General features: G+C 30.4%; 30 protein-coding genes and 1 pseudogene. 11 read left to right on the top strand and 20 right to left on the bottom strand.

Annotation, left to right across the window (positions count from 1 at the left end; genetic code table 11):
- The first annotated feature begins 26 nt into the window (after positions 1 to 26).
- The 3 genes from H2277_RS04395 (at position 27) to H2277_RS04405 (ending at position 882) form a co-directional block, all read left to right on the top strand.
- Positions 27 to 323: a hypothetical protein gene (locus tag H2277_RS04395; RefSeq protein ID WP_337201151.1), complete on the top strand. Its 297-nt coding sequence runs from the start codon at positions 27 to 29 to the stop codon at positions 321 to 323.
- Positions 324 to 333: 10 nt separating this feature from the next.
- Positions 334 to 528, top strand: a complete 195-nt coding sequence (locus H2277_RS04400) for a hypothetical protein (protein WP_070282457.1) — start codon at positions 334 to 336, stop codon at positions 526 to 528.
- A 72-nt stretch (positions 529 to 600) separates the two neighbouring features.
- Positions 601 to 882, top strand: coding sequence for a hypothetical protein (locus tag H2277_RS04405; RefSeq protein ID WP_337201152.1), 282 nt, complete (start codon positions 601 to 603; stop codon positions 880 to 882).
- Between the two features lie 40 nt (positions 883 to 922).
- Here H2277_RS04405 and H2277_RS04410 read toward each other — a convergent pair whose 3' ends face one another.
- The 3 genes from H2277_RS04410 to H2277_RS04420 form a co-directional block, all read right to left on the bottom strand.
- Positions 923 to 1735: a DNA adenine methylase gene (locus tag H2277_RS04410; RefSeq protein ID WP_337201153.1), complete on the bottom strand. Its 813-nt coding sequence runs from the start codon at positions 1733 to 1735 to the stop codon at positions 923 to 925.
- Positions 1736 to 1839: 104 nt separating this feature from the next.
- Positions 1840 to 2325 carry a phage virion morphogenesis protein gene (locus H2277_RS04415; protein WP_337201154.1) on the bottom strand — a complete coding sequence of 162 codons (486 nt, stop codon included), beginning with the start codon at positions 2323 to 2325 and terminating at the stop codon, positions 1840 to 1842.
- A gap of 3 nt (positions 2326 to 2328) precedes the next feature.
- Entirely contained in the window at positions 2329 to 4542 is a 2214-nt protein-coding gene (locus H2277_RS04420) for a phage tail tape measure protein (protein WP_337201155.1), read from the bottom strand.
- A 40-nt stretch (positions 4543 to 4582) separates the two neighbouring features.
- On the opposite strand from H2277_RS04420, the gene H2277_RS04425 reads away from it, so the two are divergent.
- Complete coding sequence (locus tag H2277_RS04425; RefSeq protein ID WP_337201156.1) at positions 4583 to 4894, top strand: hypothetical protein; 312 nt, start codon at positions 4583 to 4585, stop codon at positions 4892 to 4894.
- A 102-nt stretch (positions 4895 to 4996) separates the two neighbouring features.
- Here the strand turns inward: H2277_RS04425 and H2277_RS04430 are convergent, their stop codons facing one another.
- The 17 genes and pseudogenes from H2277_RS04430 to H2277_RS04510 form a co-directional block, all read right to left on the bottom strand.
- Entirely contained in the window at positions 4997 to 5245 is a 249-nt protein-coding gene (locus H2277_RS04430; protein WP_337201157.1) for a phage tail assembly protein, read from the bottom strand.
- A 44-nt stretch (positions 5246 to 5289) separates the two neighbouring features.
- On the bottom strand, positions 5290 to 5799 hold the full coding sequence (locus H2277_RS04435) for a phage major tail tube protein (RefSeq protein ID WP_337201158.1): 510 nt from the start codon (positions 5797 to 5799) through the stop codon (positions 5290 to 5292).
- A gap of 10 nt (positions 5800 to 5809) precedes the next feature.
- Positions 5810 to 7000, bottom strand: coding sequence for a phage tail sheath family protein (locus tag H2277_RS04440; protein ID WP_337201159.1), 1191 nt, complete (start codon positions 6998 to 7000; stop codon positions 5810 to 5812).
- 3 nt (positions 7001 to 7003) lie between these two features.
- Entirely contained in the window at positions 7004 to 8023 is a 1020-nt protein-coding gene (locus tag H2277_RS04445) for a hypothetical protein (RefSeq protein WP_337201160.1), read from the bottom strand.
- Positions 8024 to 8122: 99 nt separating this feature from the next.
- Positions 8123 to 8494, bottom strand: a complete 372-nt coding sequence (locus H2277_RS04450) for a DUF1353 domain-containing protein (RefSeq protein ID WP_161645823.1) — start codon at positions 8492 to 8494, stop codon at positions 8123 to 8125.
- Positions 8495 to 8496: 2 nt separating this feature from the next.
- Complete coding sequence (locus H2277_RS04455) at positions 8497 to 8991, bottom strand: DUF4376 domain-containing protein (RefSeq protein WP_337201161.1); 495 nt, start codon at positions 8989 to 8991, stop codon at positions 8497 to 8499.
- Positions 8992 to 9001: 10 nt separating this feature from the next.
- Positions 9002 to 9928, bottom strand: coding sequence for a phage tail protein (locus H2277_RS09295; RefSeq protein WP_407928558.1), 927 nt, complete (start codon positions 9926 to 9928; stop codon positions 9002 to 9004).
- Positions 9928 to 10548 (bottom strand): phage tail protein, encoded by a 621-nt coding sequence (locus H2277_RS04465; protein WP_337201162.1) that lies wholly within the window; start codon positions 10546 to 10548, stop codon positions 9928 to 9930. The genes H2277_RS09295 and H2277_RS04465 overlap by 1 nt, the downstream gene beginning before the upstream one ends.
- Positions 10545 to 11699, bottom strand: a complete 1155-nt coding sequence (locus H2277_RS04470) for a baseplate J/gp47 family protein (protein WP_337201163.1) — start codon at positions 11697 to 11699, stop codon at positions 10545 to 10547. Before H2277_RS04470 ends, H2277_RS04465 begins: the two co-directional genes overlap by 4 nt.
- The gene (locus H2277_RS04475; protein ID WP_161645828.1) at positions 11696 to 11986 is read right to left on the bottom strand and encodes a GPW/gp25 family protein; all 291 of its coding nucleotides are present in this window, start codon (positions 11984 to 11986) and stop codon (positions 11696 to 11698) included. Before H2277_RS04475 ends, H2277_RS04470 begins: the two co-directional genes overlap by 4 nt.
- Complete coding sequence (locus tag H2277_RS04480) at positions 11983 to 12195, bottom strand: hypothetical protein (protein ID WP_070282430.1); 213 nt, start codon at positions 12193 to 12195, stop codon at positions 11983 to 11985. The genes H2277_RS04475 and H2277_RS04480 overlap by 4 nt, the downstream gene beginning before the upstream one ends.
- Before the next feature lie 2 nt (positions 12196 to 12197).
- On the bottom strand, positions 12198 to 12386 hold the full coding sequence (locus H2277_RS04485; protein ID WP_161645830.1) for a hypothetical protein: 189 nt from the start codon (positions 12384 to 12386) through the stop codon (positions 12198 to 12200).
- Positions 12387 to 12421: 35 nt separating this feature from the next.
- Positions 12422 to 12880: pseudogene (locus H2277_RS04490) on the bottom strand (phage baseplate assembly protein V); the annotation flags it as partial.
- Positions 12880 to 13194 carry a phage holin family protein gene (locus H2277_RS04495; RefSeq protein ID WP_337201164.1) on the bottom strand — a complete coding sequence of 105 codons (315 nt, stop codon included), beginning with the start codon at positions 13192 to 13194 and terminating at the stop codon, positions 12880 to 12882. The pseudogene H2277_RS04490 and the gene H2277_RS04495, both read right to left, overlap by 1 nt.
- A gap of 119 nt (positions 13195 to 13313) precedes the next feature.
- Entirely contained in the window at positions 13314 to 13541 is a 228-nt protein-coding gene (locus H2277_RS04500; RefSeq protein ID WP_161645839.1) for a hypothetical protein, read from the bottom strand.
- A complete protein-coding gene (locus H2277_RS04505; protein ID WP_161645838.1) occupies positions 13538 to 13879 on the bottom strand; it encodes a hypothetical protein in 342 nt (113 codons plus the stop codon). The genes H2277_RS04500 and H2277_RS04505 overlap by 4 nt, the downstream gene beginning before the upstream one ends.
- Before the next feature lie 9 nt (positions 13880 to 13888).
- A complete protein-coding gene (locus H2277_RS04510) occupies positions 13889 to 14278 on the bottom strand; it encodes a D-Ala-D-Ala carboxypeptidase family metallohydrolase (RefSeq protein WP_337201165.1) in 390 nt (129 codons plus the stop codon).
- A gap of 151 nt (positions 14279 to 14429) precedes the next feature.
- On the opposite strand from H2277_RS04510, the gene H2277_RS04515 reads away from it, so the two are divergent.
- The 7 genes from H2277_RS04515 to H2277_RS04545 all read left to right on the top strand — a co-directional run.
- Positions 14430 to 14864 (top strand): hypothetical protein, encoded by a 435-nt coding sequence (locus H2277_RS04515; RefSeq protein WP_070282418.1) that lies wholly within the window; start codon positions 14430 to 14432, stop codon positions 14862 to 14864.
- A gap of 1 nt (position 14865) precedes the next feature.
- Positions 14866 to 15594, top strand: a complete 729-nt coding sequence (locus H2277_RS04520; RefSeq protein WP_337201166.1) for a phage protease — start codon at positions 14866 to 14868, stop codon at positions 15592 to 15594.
- Between the two features lie 80 nt (positions 15595 to 15674).
- The gene (locus H2277_RS04525; protein WP_337201167.1) at positions 15675 to 16151 is read left to right on the top strand and encodes a hypothetical protein; all 477 of its coding nucleotides are present in this window, start codon (positions 15675 to 15677) and stop codon (positions 16149 to 16151) included.
- Positions 16152 to 16153: 2 nt separating this feature from the next.
- Positions 16154 to 17131, top strand: coding sequence for a major capsid protein (locus tag H2277_RS04530; RefSeq protein WP_337201168.1), 978 nt, complete (start codon positions 16154 to 16156; stop codon positions 17129 to 17131).
- A 109-nt stretch (positions 17132 to 17240) separates the two neighbouring features.
- Positions 17241 to 17693, top strand: coding sequence for a phage protein Gp36 family protein (locus H2277_RS04535; RefSeq protein WP_070282411.1), 453 nt, complete (start codon positions 17241 to 17243; stop codon positions 17691 to 17693).
- On the top strand, positions 17686 to 18168 hold the full coding sequence (locus H2277_RS04540; RefSeq protein ID WP_337201169.1) for a DUF1804 family protein: 483 nt from the start codon (positions 17686 to 17688) through the stop codon (positions 18166 to 18168). The genes H2277_RS04535 and H2277_RS04540 overlap by 8 nt, the downstream gene beginning before the upstream one ends.
- A partial coding sequence (locus H2277_RS04545; RefSeq protein WP_337201171.1) for a hypothetical protein occupies positions 18168 to 19340 on the top strand: 1173 nt, incomplete at its 3' end. The genes H2277_RS04540 and H2277_RS04545, both read left to right, overlap by 1 nt.

Below are 19340 nucleotides of genomic sequence, written 5' to 3' on the forward strand. Positions count from 1 at the left end.
CTCCATAAAAACAAAAGGAGATAAAAATGAGTAAATTAAAAGAAAAAATCATACAAGATTTAGAGAATGAATTTAAGGCTTTACATAAAAAGCTTTTAAAAGAAAATGATTATCTTGCAAGGGATAATATATTAGAACTTATGACACTTTATAATTTAGGTATTCATTCTTATTTGATCGCTAATGAACTTGAAACAAATGAAAATGAAACTATCATACAAGTTCCTTTATTTGAAAGATATCTTGAGGGTAGAAAATTTGTAGTTAAATACAATGATAAAAAACAAAAATACGAACTAAAAAGCACTTTTTGTGAATTCTAAGGAGTAAAAAATGAAATATCCTAATATTTATGTAAAATTAGCAGGAGAAGATGGTAATGCTTTTAGTATTTTAGCAAGGGTGGCTACGGCTTTAAAAAAAGCAGGCGTGAGCAAAGAGGAAATAAACAAATTTAAAGAGGAAGCCACAAGTAGTGATTATACTCACTTATTATCTGTTGTAATGGAATGGGTTAATACGGATTAATTTTAAAAACAACAGCACACATTCAGCTAAACGAAGCTAATGTTGTCTCCATAAAAACAAAAGGAGATAAAAATGACATTAATTCAAAATGATATCAAAGCACATTTTACTAAAAGATTTGTGAGTGCAATTTGCAATCACGATAATGATCTTGTTTTAGAATATCTCAAAAATGGCATGAGTGCTACTAAAGAATGTATGGGAGATAAACCTATATTTTATGCTATTACTCATAATAATTTTGGAGCCATTTTACTTTTAATGAAATATGGCGCTACTTTAGAAAAAGAATATTTAGAAGATGAAACAAATGTGAGCAAAGAAATTTTAGAATTTTTAACTTCTTTGCTTTAAAAACTAGAGAATATTTTAAAAAACATTCTCTAATTATAGTTTAAAAATTCATAATCAAAAGCTCCTTATTCTCTTTTCTTTTTAAAACATTGTTATTTAAAGAATATCTTACTTTTAACTGCTTAAAATTAAAATCTTTATAAAGCTCTCTTACTAAATCACAATCATTATAAGAAAGCATAAATTTACCTTTGATATTTTTTAACAACTTGCATAAAAGTTCGTGTTCTTTTAAGCCAAAACAAGGCACATTTTTATAATAACTCTCAGTTCCAACATAAGGCGGATCCAAATAAAATAAAGCTTCATTGTAATCATACTCTTTTAAAATATATTCAAAGCTTTTATTTTCTATGCTTGCATTTTTAATTCTTTTTGTATGTAAACTAAAGTCTCTATATAATCTTTTAGGTGCTCTTTGCTTACTCATAGCAAATTGTCCCATGCTTGATCCAAAAGAAGTATTGATAAGATAAAAATAAAAAGCAGCCCTTTCTAAGTCATTTTTTGGCTTGATTTCTTTGTTTTTCAACATACAAAAGATTTTTCTACTTATTATCATAGAATTTAAAATATTAGCTAAACTTTGCGGTTTGTTTCTTATACAAAGGTGTAAATTGATTAAATCATCATTAATGTCGTTAATCACTTCTATTTTTGAAGGACTTTTTTGGTAAAACACACTTAAAGCCCCTCCAAATACTTCTATATAGCTTTTATGTTCTGGCATTAAAGCAATGATTTCTTTGGCTAAATAGTTTTTGCCTCCCACCCAAGCAAATGGAGCTTTTAGTTTAGTTTGAATAGGTTTAGTAAGTGTGCTAGTTCTTAGAAATTTGTCTGCATTTTTCATACAAACTCCTTTCAAAATAAAATAAAAAAGTAAGCTTCTTTAAAAAGAAGTTATAATTTTTTTGCTAGTTCTTAGAAAAGGAGGGCTTAAGGCTTTCCTTGCTATTACTTTTTAATCCTTTGAATAAATTCTTTAGTATCTTGATAAATCACACTTCTTATATCTTTATGTAAAACTTTGTTTTTATCTATAGGCAAAAAAGGACGTGCTGGAATATTTCTCTTTCTATTTCCCCATTGATGAACATAGCCATACTTAAATCCTTTTTTACTTTGAATATTATTAAAAACTTTCACATGGTTTTTTGAGGACTCAATTTGCCAATTATTTGGATCGCTAAGTCCTCCATCTCTTTTTAAAATTCCATTATTCTTTCCTTCTTTGATTTTTTGTTTGATTGTTTTGGGTTTTAAAGGCTTCCATTTTTCTCCAAAAGGACTCGTTTCTGTTTGAAAAGAATAAACAATAGAATTTCTTATACTTTCTCCTACGCTTGCCATGATACTTTCGCCGTGCTTATCCATATTGATTAATTTATCACAAGCTTTAAAAAAGTTTTCAAGCCCTTTAATCTCTATGTATTCACTCATAAATCATCCATAAATTGTAGTGTTAATTTTATTTTGTTCTTGTTTTTTTAAGGCATTAAAGACACTTTTTTGTATAGCTGCTGCAAATTCATTCATATTAAAATTTCCATCTTGCGTTGCGATATTAAAAGTGCCATTAACATTAACATTGATATTTCCATTATTAAAACTTGGATAATTATTATTTGAGTTTATTTTTGCTTGTGAAAATTCATTTGTATTAATAATTTTTTCTTTATCTTGCTTTATATCATTTGATTGAGTTTCATCATCACCTAAACCTATAAAATTAAGTGCATCTTTAATAAAACCGCCCATATAAGAAATTGCATCGCTCACCCATGAAAGTTTATCACTAAACCAATCAAACACTCCTCCAAAAATGCTATAAAAAAAATCTGTAGTGCTTTGCCAAGCAGAATTTAAAATCTCTATTAAAGGAGAGATAATGCCCATAATAGTATCTTTAAAAGTTATAAACACTCCACTGCATTTATCAAATACGGATTTAATAACATTATATATGGGCTCCCAAACTGGTCTAAGCCATTCTATAAAACCCATAAACCAAGACTTAACTTTATCCCAATTAGCAATAACAAGTCCAGCTACTATTGCAATACCTCCTAAAATAAGACCGATGGGATTACTCATCATAGCTATACCTAATGCTCTAACACCAATAGCTACAAGTTTAAAAACCTTACTAAGTCCTCCTAAAACAAAAGATAACACATTAAGAGAAGTTGTGTAAATGTTAGTAGTGATTGTTTTTGCTTTTAAGATGATGTTGGATAATACACAAGAATTACGAAAGGCTAAAAGATGTATTTTTGTTTTAATCAAAGCATTTTTAAGTAAAAGTGTAGAGTCTTTGATATAATTTTTAGCAAAAGCATAAGCTAACATTGCTGGTTTGGCAAGTAAAAAAGTTGTTGTAGCGGTGGCTATAATTGTACTAAGTGTTGGAAATTTTGAAAGTAAAATATCTATTTTATCAATAATAAAATTAAAACCCGAAGCCACTAATTTAATTACAGGAAGCAAGGCATCTGAAAATTTAACCGCTATTGATGAAATATTATTTCCTAAAATTTTTAAAACAGAAGAAGTTGTAGAACATTTGTTAATTAATTCTTTATCCATCGAACCTTTCTTTTCCTCTGAATTTGCCATCTTTAAAAGCTCTTGATAACGATCATAACCATTTACCAAAGTTGCCATAGATCGAATAGTGCCTGCATCATTTCCAAAAATATTAGTAATAACACCAACTCGACTTTCCTTATCGAGCATTTTTATACGAGAAAGTATTAGATTAATAGCTTCTTGAGAATTTTCATTCAAAGCTTTTTTTACAAATGCTCCATTAAGTCCCAATTGTTTAAAAGCTTCTTCGGCTTTATTTCCTAATGTATCGGCTGTTGAAAGCTTGGTAAACATACTAGATAATGCTGTTCCAGCTACTTCTGCTGGTATTTTTACTTCATCAAGAGTTGCAGCAAGTGCGGCCATATTCTCTCTTTGTAAGCCTATAATATTACCCATTCCACCGATTCTGCTAACAATGTCAACTATATTTTTTGCATCTGATGCACCCTTGTCAGCTAAATAATTAATACTATCTCCTAATTCTTTAACACCTTGAACATTAGTTTGCAAATTTGCCATAAGTCCGCCTATGGCTTCTCCAGCACTTTCTGCACTCATTTCAAAGGCTACCCCCATAGCAGTAGCTGTTTTTCCAAATTCCAAGGCATCTTTACTAGCAAGTCCTAATTTTCCACCTTCTGCTACTATATTTGCAATTTCTTTTGCGGTCATTGGTAATTTTTTACTTAAGTCTAAAATATCTTGTTTTAATCCTTCTAAAGTATGTCCTTCGCTAAGCTCTGTTACTTTTTTAACATCGGCTATTGCACTTTCAAAGTCGATGCCAATTTTTACGCTTTTTCCAACAATACCGCCACTTATTAAATTTCCTAATGAAAAAAGCTCATCTTGCAAACCTTTTCTTTGGGTTTTTAATTCTGCTCGCAAATTAGTATTGAGTTTAAGGGTGTCTAGTTGTTTTTGCAATCCACTAATTCCAAGTTTAGTTTTTGCTGCTACTTTTTCTAGATTACTAAAATCTTTAACAACCTTGCCAACAGCACCTGCATTTTTAATTGCCAATCCTAAAATAACACCAATTCCAATACTTCCTGCGTTTTCCATATTCAACCCTTTTTAAGTGATTGTATTTTAAAATCTTTTTATGAAAGTTTTAAAATTTATTAATGATGATACAATTTCACATATTGCTTTATTATTAGTAACGCTTGCACCTGCTTTTCTTATAAGCTATCAAAGTACAAATGATAGTCTTTTTAATACAATAGCCATTTTCATCTTTTCTTATTTTTTATGCGTCATAATAACTGCTATTTTAATGATGATTATACCGCCTATTGCTATATTGCTTGTTTTACCTACTTGGTTTTTTATATTCAGTTTAGATTTTATTTTATATCTTGCTTTAAAAGTAAAATTAAAATTTAAAAGAAAAGTTCATTCTAAAGAGCTTTAGCTTTTAAAAATTCTTTTGAAATTTCCAAAGCTTCTTCAAACTCATCCAAGCTTAAATCTAAAACTTCATTAAATCCCCAATGTAAGGTATGGCTGATTAAGGCTATGTGTCCGATTTCAAAATTCCTGCTTCTGCCAAAAAATCCTTTAAACCATCTTGCAAAGCCTTGAAATCTTTAATATCTAATTCTTCAATTTCACTTTCTTGTTTATTGGTAAGTGTAGCAATCATATAAATGGTTTGCTCCATATCTTTATCACTTCTATTTGTAGCATTTTTTAATACACGCACAGTCGGTACTTTCATAGTTAATTCTTCGCCATTTTCTAATTTGATAATTTTTTCTTTCATTTTTTACTCCTTTTTTTATTGTTTAAATACTGATTAATCAGCATTTAAATAGTTAAATTTGAACGCACATCACTCATTAAATCAACGCCATTAATCATTAAAATAGTGTTTTTATGATCATAAGTGATTATAGGTATATTATTTCTTCTTTGCATGTAAAAATGAACTGCCATCTTCACTTCTGCTTCAACTTCTTTTCCGCTCTCATGATCACTTTCGCTTATACTTATAAACTCTCCTAAAAATTCAGCACTTATACCATAATTTTTACCGCCTTTATGCACGCTTTCTCTAAAAAGTAAAGGAGCTTTAATTTCAGTATAGGTTGTATGAAAAAACGCTGTAAAAAGAACAGGATCAACAATTGCTAGCTTAAAGCTAATTTCTAAGGGCTTTAAAACACCTGTGCTATAGTTTGCTCCCAAAACCCCTTTAGTTTCAATCATTTCTTGCTCTATATCTGGAAGTTTTAAATTTCTTACCACTCCTAAATAACCTTGACCATCAACATAAACATTGGCTTCTTGGATTACTTCGCCTATTAATCTTTTCATTTATCACTCCTTAACTTTCTGAAATACTTTTAACCAAATCATCAGCCCATTCATCACTATAAATAAGCTCGAGCGTGATTTGTTTTACTATAGGATTATTCATCATCTTAATATTAAGATAAAATTTACCCGCGCTGATATTTGCATTTGTATTACGCTCCTCATCCCAGCTCACTTCATAGCCAATTAAGACTTTTGCTCCTTTTAAATCTCTTAAAAGCTCTTCCACGCTTATTTTGATAAAGTAAAGCTCGCTTGCTTTTTTATCAATCGCTTTAAAACTTGCTTTTTGGGCAGCAATTGCAATACGATCAAAGGTTCTTACCCTTGCTAGATCTTGCCAAATCGTATCTTCATCACTTGTTTCTCCACCCCAAGAGCGATAACCTTCATAAAGTATGCAAGTAGAAATATGACTTTTTCTAAGGCGATCTGCATCGCAATCCTGACCCATCACAAAATCAATAAAATGTTCCACTCCAGTAACGCCATTCATCACGCGATTAGAATAAGAATCACTAAAGCCATATTCTGTATCTCCATCTGTATGAGCTATTAAACCTGCGATGATAGGAGATTGTGGAACATAAGCATATTTTCCTTGCGAGTTTAAGATTTGAACTTGCGGCCATGCGGCAACCAATCTTTTAGAACTAAAAGCTTCCATAGTGCTGATAGCTTCTCCTGTATTCTTAGCATATAAATCCACAATAGCAGTGATATTCATAGCACTTGCTATGCTTTCAAGTTTAGCTTTTACACCTGCTTCACTTGAATAATAAGGTGCTATGATAATATCAGGAGTAAAACCTGTGCGATGTTTAGCTTTTTTAAAAGCTTCTATTGCATTTAAACAATTTGTTAGGTTTGTAGCTTCCTCATCACTTTCTTCAAAGAAACTAATAATAATCACACAAGCAACATCTTGATTGTCTATACAAGTTAAAGAATCTAAGAGTCTAAAATCTTGCAAATTGTTTTCTTTGATTAAATCTTTTGTAAAATCAATTGCCTTGCTTGCATTTGAAAAAGCAAAGATTGGCATTTCATCTGTGCTTTCGTATCCTGCTTTTGTATAAAGCATTTCTTTATTAGCACCTTTAATACAAGCAGCAATTCCTATAGGTGTATCACTTTGAACTTTAATAGGACTTGCCGCACCATTGCTAATATTATAATTTACTCCATATTGTGCCGCCATAATTTACTCCTTATTTGATTTTTTTGTATTTTTAGGTTTTTTAGGTTTTGATTCTTTTAATTTTAAATTGGCAGAATCTTGTTCTTGTTTAGAAATTTCAAATAAAAAAGCATAATCTCCATAAGTATTAGAATCAGCTTCTAATTTATTAACATTAAAATCTTCACTCTCAACTTCTTTTTCTCCTACAAAAATTGATTTTTTTGCTTTTACATTAGAAATTTCTGTTTGTCCATAATATCCATTGCCTCTAGCAAAAAGCTGATTTGGCATTTGTGTATTTTCAAGTTCTATGCTTACCTCTCTACTTCCTGAACTAGACCATAAGCAACACTCATCAGTACCACCATTGTATTTTTTAAACACATGAGCAATTTTGTGATAAGTTTCTTGATAAATACCACTTGTCTTAATTGTTCCTAAAATTTGGTTTTCTCCTGCAATAGGATTAGAATCTATAGTAAAATCACTCCTATTAAGTCCATCACCATCTTTAGTCATAGTAAATTTTGCGTTTTCATATTCATCTTGGACTTTATTTGGAGTAGCAAAACCATTTTCAAAACCAAGTCTTAAATCACTCATACAACCACCATATTGTCCACCTGTTGTAGTATTATCAAATGTGATGATGATTTTTTCTTTAGGGATAATATCATTACTTCCATCTCCCAATAAATCCACCCAATTTGTAAATTTTTCATCTTTAGAAATGCAAATAAATAATTGCTTTTTGCTTTCTAAAACAGCCCATATTTCTCCTACTTCAGCTTCGGTTTTATAGGTAGGTGGGGTTTTTGATATTTTTATGTTTGTATTTTGAAAACCCTCATCTTTTAAAATCTCTTGAATGAGACTTTCAAGTTCCTCTTTACTCACCATATCTTCTTTAAAAAGATTTAATTTTTTATCTATAAGTTCATTAACTTTTTGGGTATTAAGCTTATCACTCACTATAGGTTCGCTTGGCTCTTTCGAACTTTGATTGGCATTTGGAATGTAAGAAATTCCGTAATCTTTCATTTTAACTCCTTTTTATGCTTTTACTTTGTGCGAACAAGTCCGCCCAAAGTCGCTTTTTCTAAAGCCCCCGTCCCACTAAAGTGGGTAAGGCTCACCTTTTTATTTGCTTTTTATCAGACATTTTACAAAGTGAAAAGCATTGCAAGCATGGTAAAAAACAAAGCATTTAAACTTAGAACATCCAAGCAATAGCATTGCTTCTTTTAAAGCAAGATCAGCAAGTTTGTAATCCTTTCTTGAATTAGCTTTTTCGCATAAATAATCATGTATCACACAAGCGCTAAAATACTCACTTTTAAAAGGTGGATAAAAACTCCAAAAGATACGTGGGATACTCGCTCCATCAGTTTTAAAACCTTTTGGTATCACTCCATTAAAACTAGCTAAAGTAAAAGCATAATCATTTATCACTTCGAACCTGTCTTTATCAAAAGGTTTTACGCATACTCTTTTTAGCTCTGTTTTAGTCATTTTTAATCCTCCCATGTAATTGAGTTTAATTCTTCCAAAGAAGTGGCGTTTCTAATTTTTTCTTTTAAGTCTTTTGCTCTAAAAATGGTTTGCTGGATAAAATAAGCCATGCTACTTGCAAAGAGTTTAAACTCATCTGCGCTAAATCTTGTAGTTGAATTATCAAGTGCTATCCAATCAATATAAGGAATTAAATTAGGATTAACAAGAGCATTAGTTACTGCCCCATTAATTCTTAGCTGATCTTCATTAGAGCTTTGATAGATTTTGCCTTTAAAAGAAAATCCACCATTTAAAATATTTTCTTTTTTTGTATTAATCTCGTTGATTTTTAACTCTTTTGCCTCGTTTAAAAGCTCCTCTTCGCTTTTAGGAGGATTTATTAAAGCGCTAAACTCTTCTTCGCTGATCGGAGTCATTCCTTCTTTGATTTGCTCATTTGTCACTTCATCTTCATAAGCATAAATTTGATTATTTTGATCTATAAAATATTTCATTATTTTCTCCTTATCTAAGTTCCCACCAATAGCCAATGACACCAATATACTTATAGGTGCTATTAGCTGGAACTATAAAAGTCACTTCTTGTTGATTTTCGGCTCTAAAAAGATTATTTCCATCCACAAAATAATCTGTGATTTGATTTGTAAAATTGCTATCAGCACAGACTAATATAGGTCTTCCAGTTGTGTTTGTATAGGTTACATTTGAAACTCTTGCTTGGGTACAATTTATATATTTTTGTCCTATCCCAAGAACTAATTTTTTTAAAGTATCTAAATTTACCAATTCATTATCTTTACTGGCTTTTATATTGCTTGTAGGTAATTTGGTAAAATTTTTAACTCCATTAATGTTTTGATTTGTAGTTAAAGTAACATATTTAGCAATTTCTGTGTTAAATTTGCTTTCTAAAAGATATTTAGAAAACTCATCCCATACTTTTTTAAGCTCTGTATCAATTTTAAGATTAAGTTCTACCTTAATGGCATCGACATAATCACGACTTGCCATAATCACACTTGGATCTAGTTTTAAAATCACTTCTTCTGCATTAGAAAGCTCCATGACAATTTTTATCATAAGTTCTTTAGCACTGCCTTCTTTTAAGATGGGTTTATAGGTGCGTGGCAAATTTCCTACAGCCAATAAATCTCCCACTTCATCATAAATACCCACAGCATTAATTTCAAAGCCACCCACATCACTTGGTATATAACATTCCAAATTAACATAATTAGGATTATTTTTATCTATACTTTTTGCATTTATATTTGCTTCATAAACAATCTCTTCCAAGCTTTGCATATCTTCATTGGGTAAAATCACTTTAGAACTTAGTTTAAAGCTTTTTAGATTAACACCATTGCCACTAGCACGTGCAGCAATGAATTTAGCAATGCCGATTTTAGTTAAAATGGTATAGTATTCCATTAAGAAACTCCTTTAAAATCAATATTCGTTTTTGAAATTTCACAAATAAGTACACCAAAAGCATTAAAAGTATTTTTGGATGCATTTTCTAAAGCAGTAGTTTGAAAAGGTAAAACTTCTATAGTTTCCCCATCAATTTCTATACAAGCATTAAAGCTATTATTCTTACTTTGTACTTCTATTTCAATTGTTTCTAAAACACTTCTAACATTTTTAAAGTTTTTAATTAATCTTTCTAAAGCATTCAGTGATCTTTCATCAAAGCTAACATTGGTTGTACTTACTTTAACTTTAAAAAAATAAGGTTTTCCGTTGTACTCAAACCATTCCTTAACTACAGCAGTAGGAAATACCGCATATAAAGCTTCTTTAATGGCAAAGGCGGTGCCGTTGTATCTATCTAAAAGTAAGGCTTTAGATATAAGCTTTCTTGCTTCTTTTTCATTTAAACCATCAATACTTACATCATAAGCATTAGCTAGGACACTTAGTAATCTTTCATCACAATTTAGAGCTAGATTTGTGATACTAGCTAAATTTAAATCTTCAAATCTTTTTTTAGCGCTTAAATCAATGGCTTTGCTTTGAAGTGGATGATGATTTAATATTAGTGTATTCATAGCACAGCCTTTTCATAGCTAAGCTCAAAAGAAAGATGTGCAAATTCATCATCAGCTATTTCAATATCTTTTAACTCAAGTTCTTTTAGCTCTTCGTCGATTTTTTCTTTAATGCTTAAAATTTCACTCTTATAAACTCCATCTTGATGTAAGCATTTATATAAAAAGCCAAGTGCCAAATCCACACTCAAATCAAAATCACTTTGTAAAGCATTGATCTTCTCACTGATTTCATTGGCACGGCTTAATTCTAAAAGTAAAAGCTTGGCACTTACGATAAATTCTCTTTTTTTGGCAAGTTCGACGCTCACTTCATCGGTTAAAGGTCTTACTTCATCTGCACTTAAATATTTTTGGACTTCTTCTATAGTATTTTCATCTTCGCTTTTTATAATCACTCTAACTTTTCCAGCACCATTATTTAAAGCTTTTATGGAAGCGACTTTAGCACTTGCACTTAAAGCATGATAAATATAGCCTTTTTCGCTTCCAGCTGTTGAAAAGCGATGCACACTCATTACAGCTCTTTCTCTTAAAGCCTCGTCACTTTCTTCACTTGCTCCACCACTAAAATTTTCAAGTTGTTTGATTTTGGCTACAAAAGGAAGTGGGGTTTGTAAAAATTCAGTTTTACTTTCTTTGCTTTGTACAAATTCATCAAGTTCTAAAACACCTACAGCTTTGCTTTCTCCTTTTTTGATTATCACTTCTTCTTTTAAGGTAGCAATATCAGCTTTTTCATTTGAAAAAATGGCACCTTTTGGAATAATGACATCATAATTTAATAAGGTATTTAATTCAAATTCTACTTTGGCAGTAGGTTTAACCCCTTTTAATCTTTGGATTAAATACCCATTTGCCACAACGTTATCTAAATCGCTTCCGCTAGCATAATGCAAGTAAGTCGCTTTGATACTTTCATTTATTCTTGCTCTTATAATCATTTCTCTATAAGCAAGAGCTTCTAAAATAGCTTTGAAAGGATCAGATTCTAAAAGTTCTACTTCCTCTTTTAAAAAGTTTTTAAAAAGTTCTTCATAATCTTTTAAAAGTTTTTCATAATCAAGCTCTTCTATGATTTTTGGATAAGGAATATCTTTTAAAAAGCTTTGTTTAAAATATGAATTATTGGTGTTTAAAGTTTCACTCATTTATTAAGCTCCAAAGAAAAATCCTTATAATCTTCAAAAAGCAAAGTAATACTTAATTTACCTTCTTGCATTTTATTAAGCCTAACACCCTTAAGCTTTACTCTTTTTTCCCACTTTGAAATAGCTTCTGCTGTGTATCTAGTAAGTTTTACTCTAAAATCATCATCGATTTTTCTATCTATGAGCGTGTAAAGTAAAGAACCATACTCGGGTCTCATTACACGAGATCCTAAAGGAGTGGTTAAAATATCTTTAATACTTTCTTCTATGCTGATTAAATAACTCATTTTATATCCCATTCTCCGCCATCTGCTGTATCAATTGCTTTGGCGTTTTCTTGTATTTCTTCAACCACTGCAGCAGCAATAGCTCTTAAAAAAGGCATAGAATATCTTCTATAACCTCTGCCATTATCTTCATCTTGGACTTTTGTATAACCTTCTTTTGCTAAATATTTTTCCATTTTTGAAACTAAAGAATTTTGACTGATTGCCATGTTTAAAGCCCTATATAAAAATCAAAAATTATTTTTAATGTTTGTAAAAATCCTAAAAAGGTAAAACCTAAAATAAAACCAATAAAAATACTTTTGGCAAAAAATTTTAATTTTAAAAAGGCGTAGAATGCCGACATACAAAAAAGCATAAAAAATACAAGGGAATTAAAAAGTAAAAACCATTCTTTCATATCTTACTCCTAGTATTATTTGATCCATGTGGGTGAGTACTTCCTGTAAAAGCACAAATACACTCAGTGGTAACCACGCCTTTTCCGCCAAGTCCTAAGTCGATACTAGGACTATCAATATTGACTTTATTCGCTTTTATGTTGGCATTTTCACAAGTGATGTTAATATCTTTAATCACATCAAGCTTTAAAGTACTTGTCTTAGAGTTGTATTCTAAGTGGGTACCATCTTCAAAATCCACATTAAAAGTATTTGTATCTGTATTTTTAGCCTTGTATTTTTCTTGATAAAGTCCGCGTAAAATCACGCCTGAATTTAAATCACCTCTTATAGGTAAAACCAAAACTTGCTCTCCTATACGCAAAGGCGAAAAACTCACAGCATAAGAATTGGATATAGCTTGAAATACACTTAAAAAGTCAGTCACCATTTTGCCAATAGCAACCTTAGCTTTACCCTCTTTTATGTCGCAAATGATACCTAGTTCATTCATCATAGTTTATCCATTTTTCTATTCATAAGCTTTTCTACAAGCTGTTCTATCTTAAGCAAGGCATCGGTTCCCATGTAAGCTGCAAAACCCCCAAAAGCTACACTTAGTTTTAATCCAAAGTCTAGATAACTTGCTATTTCAAATACAAGATAAGCTACAAACATAGAACCTAGCATTCCTTTTACAAAGGTTAAAAACTTACCTTTTACATCTTTGTAAGGTTTTAATTTGTCTTTTGTTACTATACCTACAAGTCCAGCAAATACACTCACAATACTTAAAATGCAATAAATAAATATATCTTCAAATTTCATATGCTAGTTCCTTGTTAAAATTTCAAATGCATAAAATAAACTCAAAGCAAAACTAGAAAATAAAAGAGCTATGAAAAGTTCTTTTATAAAATCTTTTTTAATTGATTTGTTATTTTCTTTCATTTGTTATCTCCGGTGCATTGCTTTGCTATATCTTCAACTTCAAGATAATAAGAGCTGATTTGTTTTGCGCTTTCTAAATCACCCTTATCAAAAGGCTTTAAAGGAAGTTTCAAAGGGCACTTTATAGGAATTTTTACTTCTTGATACTGCGTTTTAATCAATAGCTCTTTAGGAGCACAAGCTGTAAAAACAAAAGGCATAAAAATATAAAAAAGAATTCTCATTGCTTAGCTCCTAAAATTTTAAAAAGCTCTTTATAAGCTTTAAGCTCACTTTCGCAGCTTTTATCTTTGATAAAAATTTCTTTTACCTTTGAAACCTCCTTTAAAGTCTCTTTGGGTTTTAACTCAAGCTTTAAATTTTCAAATGCTTTATTTTGTTTTAAAAGTTGCTCTTTGTTTGTTTTGATTTCATTTTTTAAATATTCTTTTGTGAGTTTTAATTGATTGTTTTCAAGAACTAAAGAATGATTCTCATAATATAAAAACCCACAAACACTTAAAAGCAAAACAATGATAATGCTTGAAACACCAAAAAACTTTTCCAAAATAAAGCTAAACATTTTTATTCCTTAAGAATAAGTCCATCGGGCTTTTTTCCCTCTGGTGTCAATATGCACAAAACCACCAAAAGGATTTTCAAAATTATGTTTTATAGCAATTCCAAAAGGTTTATCGCCATATTTTTCTAAAACGTATTGATGCACTTCTTCAGTTTTCACACCTTTAACCACAAAATCAGCCGCACTGCCGATGGTGTGTTGGCTTTTAGCAGCTCCACCTACTTTGGCATTATGTTCTTTACAGCGATATCCACTATTTATAATAATAGGTGCGTTGTAATGCTCTTTGATTTCACAAAGAACATCGACTAATTCATCACTTGGAACATTAGGTGGTAATTTGCATTTACCACATTTACATTTAAATTCACTTTCTTTAAAATAGGGATTTTCTTTCATTCTATATTCCTTGTTAAAAATTGATGCAAGTTTAATAAGAAAGCCACACCAAAAGCTAGAAAAATATTGTTTCAAAACTCTTTATTAAAAATCTTTGTTTGAAAAAAAATATTTAAGTTTTTAAAATGTCGCATTTTTAATAAGGAAGATGATGCTTTGTAAATTTGAAGAAGAGCTTTTGAAATTGCTAGAACCTTTTAATGCAAAAGTTTACCTTGGAGAATTTGAAGATACGCAAAATATAGCCTCTTGTATTAATGGCTTAGAACCTTGTGTGCTTGTAGATTTTGAAAGTGAGAGTTATAAGGACTTAGAAAATAAAACAGGTATTTGGAAACTTTACATTTTAACCCATACAAGTTCTAAAAATCCAAAACATAGGATTAATGCAAAACATAAGCTTTTTAAAACTTTAGAACAAATTGATGATGTGTTAAAAAATGCAGAGCTTGATAATGGATTTAGAATAGAACCAAAAGATCTTAAAAAAGTTTTTGAAGGAGTGAGTGATCATGGTTATTTAAATGTATATGCAAGAACATTACAAAGTAATTTTTTGCCAAAAAATGATTTTTTAAGGATATAAAATGCTTTTTATAAATAAAGAAAATTTAATTGAATTAAGTCAAAACAAACCTTTAAAAGTTGCAATTGTTGGAGAATGGAAAGGGCATCATAATGGCAGTTTTAAAGTGTGTAAAGAAGATTTGCAATCTATGATGGATTATTTTAAAAATAAAAAAATTGATTTGGTTATTGATTATGAACACCAAAGTTTAAAAAATGAAAAAGCGCCCGCTGCAGGTTGGATTAAAGACCTTTATATAGAAAATGATGCACTTATGGCTAAGGCTGAATTTAACGAAGAAGCAAAAAAATATATTGCAAACAAACAATATCGCTATTTATCGCCTGTATTTGAATTCAATTCAAAAGACAATAAAAGCGGTGGTTTAGTGCGTGCAAAAATTCATTCAGTAGCTCTTACAAATACGCCATTTATAGACGAACTTGGAGAGCTTATTGCAAATAAAAATCAAACTAAAGGAGAAACAATGGACGAAAAAATCAAAGAACTTGAGTCGCAAATTGTGGCTTTAAAAAAAGAAAAGGATGTTTTATTTAAAGAAAATGAAACCCTTAAAAAACAAAATGAAGACGATCAAAAAGCTCTTGCTGATGCTTTAGTTAATCAAGCTTTAAATGATGGAAAGATTGCTAATTCTCAAAAAGAGTGGGCAATGACTTATGCATGCAAAGATTTACAAGGTTTTAAGGATTTTTTACAAAGTTCTAATTCAAAGCAAGTCCCGTAAAACAATCTGTTTGCTAATAAAAATACTGCATCCAATGCAAACGATACAGATGTTGTAAAACTAATGTTAGGAGAATAATAATGGCAAAAAATTCAAATAAAACAGATAAACAAAATAAAGAACAAGAAGCACAAGCTACAGAAAATTCAGACGAAGCAAAAAATGAAACCAAAGAACAAGGAGCACAAATGGCAAAAGCAAAAATGCTAGAAAAAAGTATCAGTGATGATCCTTTACTTGCCTTACCAAGAGGGCTTGAAAATATTGTAAATGAAGATTTGCTTCCAATCAATGCTAAGATTGATATCGAAACAAATCCTAATTTAGCTATTGGAACTTTACTTATCAGTGAAGATTATGGTCAAACTTTTAAAAAATGTCCTGATGAAGATATTAGCACAAAAGAAAATATCAAACTGGGTATTCTCAAAGATTTTGCATTTCAAACTGGAACTTATGCGGTTTTAATAGAAGGTAAAGTTATTTTAAGTAGTGCTCATGAAAGTGCTATTAAAAAGGCTTTTTTGCAAAATTTAATCATTCAAACTAAGGAGTAAAAATGGATTTAGAACAACTTTTAGAATTATTTTCTAGTACAAAGGTTACTGAAGTTATTAATCAAACCAAAGCTTCACCTCGCTTTGTAAGCGATACTTTTTTTAAACAAAGAATCTCAAGTCTTGAAAGCACAGCAAGAGTTGAAATTATTAAGGGCGCAGGTATAGTTTTAAACAGCGTTTCTGAAAATGGAGAGCACAGCCTTGAGGAAACAAAAAATGCTTATATTTTAAACATACCTTTACCTCGCTTTGCATTGGTTAAAAGAATCTCTGCTAGCGAAATCAATTCTTTAAGATCTCTAGCTTTACAAGAAGCCCAAATTAAAAGTTTAAGCGGTGCTATTGGAGTTTTGGTTAAAGAAATGAAAGAAAGCTTTAATACCACTCTTGAATATATGTCAAATGGTGCTTTATTTGGCAAAATATTGGATGGAAGTGGAAACGTTCTTTTTGATTTTGGCAGTACGAATAAAAGCGTTGTGGAAGTTAAAAAAGATGGCTCAGTAAAATTATCTAATGTTTGCGATGCAATCGAATCAAAAATCATTGATGAATTTGGAACGAATACAGATTATGAAGTGCTTTGCGGCAATGAACTTTTTGCAAGTATTTCTAACCTTGCCTTAAGTGAAGATTTGTATAAAAACAATCTTGCTAGCAGAGATGAAAAAGATAAATCCTTAATCCTTTATGGAACAAAATATCGTCGTTATAGTGCAAAGTATAAAAATACTAAAGGTAAAAATGTAGAGTTCTTATCAAGTAATGAAGGTATTGTCGTGCCAAAAGATAATTCCAATCGTATTTATTACACAAGAGCTAATCATACTGAAGCTTTAGGAAAAGCTCCAACCTTAATGTTTGTTTCAAAACCTGAAATCTTACAAAGAGGAGCTGGAATTGAAATCGTAGGCGAGATGAGAGCTATGCCAGTTTGTACGCGTCCAAATGGTTTAATCAAGTTAGCATTACAATAAAATCAAAATTAAGCCTTAAAAAGCTTTTTTTGGTTTTTTAAGGCAAAAGTATTAAAGAATAATTTTAAACGATTTTAACCATATTTTAACCACATTAAAAAAGGTTTTTATGAATTATCAAAACACATTAGAAAATCAAAACATTAAAAAAGATAAATTTATGATTGATGAAAATGATTTAACACAAGAATTAAGCATTTATGAAATAGCCCAGCTTAGCGATTTAAATGCAGATGGGGTTTGCAATCAAGAAGTGATTAATGATGCCATAAAAGATGCACAAAGTTTTATTGCAAGTTTTATAAAGATACCTAAAAATCCAACACTTCTTTTAAAAGATATCTGTGTAAAGCTTACAATCATGGAATTGAAACGTCGCAATAATTTTCCAAAAGATACTTTAAATGAAATTATAGAATGGGCACAAAATTTACTTTTAAAAATGGCTAATAAAAAGATTCCAATAGAAATTAACGATCAAGAGAATTTTGAACCGCAAACAAAAATGAGATCATTTAAACATCGAAGAAAGAGAATGGATTTAAGGAGAATCAATGGCTAATAGTGAAATAAAAGAGTTAGCAAAAGAATTATATGTTGCTGGATTTGATATTTTAAAAATTGCAAAAATTTTAAATCGCAATGAAAAAACAATAAGAAATTACAAAGCAAAAGATGGAGACTGGGATAAGGTTAAAACAAATATTTTAACTTCAAAAATCAAAGATAAGGAAAGTGCTTCCCTTTATGAAAATTTTACAGAGCAAATGTTTTGTGCGATTGAAAATATTAATGCTGATGAAAAAATGAATGCTGAGAAAAAAACCGAAGCTATTGCAAGAATTGGAGATAGTTTTTCCAAGATGAGAAAAGTAGCAAGGCTAGAAGATCCAAGTAATTATCGTTTAAATGTTGCTAAAAAAGTGGTTGAAATTATTATTAATCATTTAAAACACGATAAAGATTGTATAGCAAAACTGATCGCACTTTTAGAAAGTGGTGCGATTGAAAAAGAAATTCTTAAAATGGATATTTAATGCTTTTTTCAAAAGAAGAATTGAATGAATTTTTAGCAAAAAGTGAGCAAAAACACGAAGACGCCCCTAGTGAACTAAAAAGTGCAATGCAAAGAAAAGACTTTTTAGAATGGATGGAAGAACTTAAAAATGAGTTAAAAACTCAATTTGCTAATGAAAGCCATTTAGATCCTAGTTTAAAAGACGAAAGAATTAAAAGAGCAAAAGTAGATTTTGATTATTTTGCAAGAACTTATTTTCCACATTATTTTACCATTAAGGGTGAATGTGCTTTGCATTTGCACTTAAATAAAGTCTTTACAAAACTTGCGCTTAAAAAAGATAAAGGAGAAAAACACGCCATAGCAGCACCAAGAGCACATGGCAAATCAACCTATACCTCGCAACTTTTTCCGCTTTGGTGCTTAATTTTTCATTATAAAAGTTTTATAGTTGAGATTTCAGATGCAGTAGAATTGATGGAAGGAATGCTCGAAGCCATAAAAGCAGAGCTTGAAGATAATCCTCATTTAAAACTTGACTTTCCTGAAGTTGTGGGAGTAGGAAAAACTTGGCGTGTGGGAGAATTTGTAAGTCGCAATGGAGTGAAAATCAAAGCTTTTGGTAGTGGCAAAAGATTAAGAGGTGTTAGATATGGAGTTAAGCGACCCGACTTAGTTATTTTGGATGATTTAGAAAATGATACCAATGTCAGAAGCAAAGAGCAAAGAGATAGATTGGAAGATTGGATTGATGAAGCAGTTTTAAATCTTGGTTCAGCAGATGGAAGCTTGGATGTGCTTTATATTGGAACCATTTTACATAGCGATAGCGTTTTATCAAGAAAATTAAAACTGGGATTTTGGAATGGAATGACTTTTAGATCAATCATGCAATTTCCACAAAGGTTGGATTTGTGGGATGAGTATGCTACTCTTTATAGAAATACTGATTTTAAAACTGCCCATAATTTTTATTTGAAAAACAAAGTATTGATGGATAAAGGAGCTAAAGTTCTTTGGGAAGAAGCTAAAAATTTAGAAGATTTAATGAGATTAAGAGCTGAAAATTTAAAAGCTTTCAATAAAGAACAACTTAACAATCCAAGGAGCGAAAGCCAAATCTTTAGCTTAGATAATCTTAATTTTTATGAAAACTTGCCTCCTATCAGTCAATACTATATGTATATTGAT

It is taken from the genome of Campylobacter sp. W0014, assembly GCF_020135975.1.
Classification (GTDB): Bacteria; Campylobacterota; Campylobacteria; order Campylobacterales; family Campylobacteraceae; genus Campylobacter_D.

Bases quoted from the DNA above. Each gene is read 5' to 3' on its own strand.
- H2277_RS04395 (WP_337201151.1), top strand. From the start codon at position 27: ATGAGTAAATTAAAAGAAAAAATCATACAAGATTTAGAGAATGAATTT.
- H2277_RS04400 (WP_070282457.1), top strand. From the start codon at position 334: ATGAAATATCCTAATATTTATGTAAAATTAGCAGGAGAAGATGGTAAT.
- H2277_RS04405 (WP_337201152.1), top strand. From the start codon at position 601: ATGACATTAATTCAAAATGATATCAAAGCACATTTTACTAAAAGATTT.
- H2277_RS04410 (WP_337201153.1), bottom strand. From the start codon at position 1,735: ATGAAAAATGCAGACAAATTTCTAAGAACTAGCACACTTACTAAACCT.
- H2277_RS04415 (WP_337201154.1), bottom strand. From the start codon at position 2,325: ATGAGTGAATACATAGAGATTAAAGGGCTTGAAAACTTTTTTAAAGCT.
- H2277_RS04420 (WP_337201155.1), bottom strand. From the start codon at position 4,542: ATGGAAAACGCAGGAAGTATTGGAATTGGTGTTATTTTAGGATTGGCA.
- H2277_RS04425 (WP_337201156.1), top strand. From the start codon at position 4,583: ATGAAAGTTTTAAAATTTATTAATGATGATACAATTTCACATATTGCT.
- H2277_RS04430 (WP_337201157.1), bottom strand. From the start codon at position 5,245: ATGAAAGAAAAAATTATCAAATTAGAAAATGGCGAAGAATTAACTATG.
- H2277_RS04435 (WP_337201158.1), bottom strand. From the start codon at position 5,799: ATGAAAAGATTAATAGGCGAAGTAATCCAAGAAGCCAATGTTTATGTT.
- H2277_RS04440 (WP_337201159.1), bottom strand. From the start codon at position 7,000: ATGGCGGCACAATATGGAGTAAATTATAATATTAGCAATGGTGCGGCA.
- H2277_RS04445 (WP_337201160.1), bottom strand. From the start codon at position 8,023: ATGAAAGATTACGGAATTTCTTACATTCCAAATGCCAATCAAAGTTCG.
- H2277_RS04450 (WP_161645823.1), bottom strand. From the start codon at position 8,494: ATGACTAAAACAGAGCTAAAAAGAGTATGCGTAAAACCTTTTGATAAA.
- H2277_RS04455 (WP_337201161.1), bottom strand. From the start codon at position 8,991: ATGAAATATTTTATAGATCAAAATAATCAAATTTATGCTTATGAAGAT.
- H2277_RS09295 (WP_407928558.1), bottom strand. From the start codon at position 9,928: ATGGAATACTATACCATTTTAACTAAAATCGGCATTGCTAAATTCATT.
- H2277_RS04465 (WP_337201162.1), bottom strand. From the start codon at position 10,548: ATGAATACACTAATATTAAATCATCATCCACTTCAAAGCAAAGCCATT.
- H2277_RS04470 (WP_337201163.1), bottom strand. From the start codon at position 11,699: ATGAGTGAAACTTTAAACACCAATAATTCATATTTTAAACAAAGCTTT.
- H2277_RS04475 (WP_161645828.1), bottom strand. From the start codon at position 11,986: ATGAGTTATTTAATCAGCATAGAAGAAAGTATTAAAGATATTTTAACC.
- H2277_RS04480 (WP_070282430.1), bottom strand. From the start codon at position 12,195: ATGGCAATCAGTCAAAATTCTTTAGTTTCAAAAATGGAAAAATATTTA.
- H2277_RS04485 (WP_161645830.1), bottom strand. From the start codon at position 12,386: ATGAAAGAATGGTTTTTACTTTTTAATTCCCTTGTATTTTTTATGCTT.
- H2277_RS04495 (WP_337201164.1), bottom strand. From the start codon at position 13,194: ATGAAATTTGAAGATATATTTATTTATTGCATTTTAAGTATTGTGAGT.
- H2277_RS04500 (WP_161645839.1), bottom strand. From the start codon at position 13,541: ATGAGAATTCTTTTTTATATTTTTATGCCTTTTGTTTTTACAGCTTGT.
- H2277_RS04505 (WP_161645838.1), bottom strand. From the start codon at position 13,879: ATGTTTAGCTTTATTTTGGAAAAGTTTTTTGGTGTTTCAAGCATTATC.
- H2277_RS04510 (WP_337201165.1), bottom strand. From the start codon at position 14,278: ATGAAAGAAAATCCCTATTTTAAAGAAAGTGAATTTAAATGTAAATGT.
- H2277_RS04515 (WP_070282418.1), top strand. From the start codon at position 14,430: ATGCTTTGTAAATTTGAAGAAGAGCTTTTGAAATTGCTAGAACCTTTT.
- H2277_RS04520 (WP_337201166.1), top strand. From the start codon at position 14,866: ATGCTTTTTATAAATAAAGAAAATTTAATTGAATTAAGTCAAAACAAA.
- H2277_RS04525 (WP_337201167.1), top strand. From the start codon at position 15,675: ATGGCAAAAAATTCAAATAAAACAGATAAACAAAATAAAGAACAAGAA.
- H2277_RS04530 (WP_337201168.1), top strand. From the start codon at position 16,154: ATGGATTTAGAACAACTTTTAGAATTATTTTCTAGTACAAAGGTTACT.
- H2277_RS04535 (WP_070282411.1), top strand. From the start codon at position 17,241: ATGAATTATCAAAACACATTAGAAAATCAAAACATTAAAAAAGATAAA.
- H2277_RS04540 (WP_337201169.1), top strand. From the start codon at position 17,686: ATGGCTAATAGTGAAATAAAAGAGTTAGCAAAAGAATTATATGTTGCT.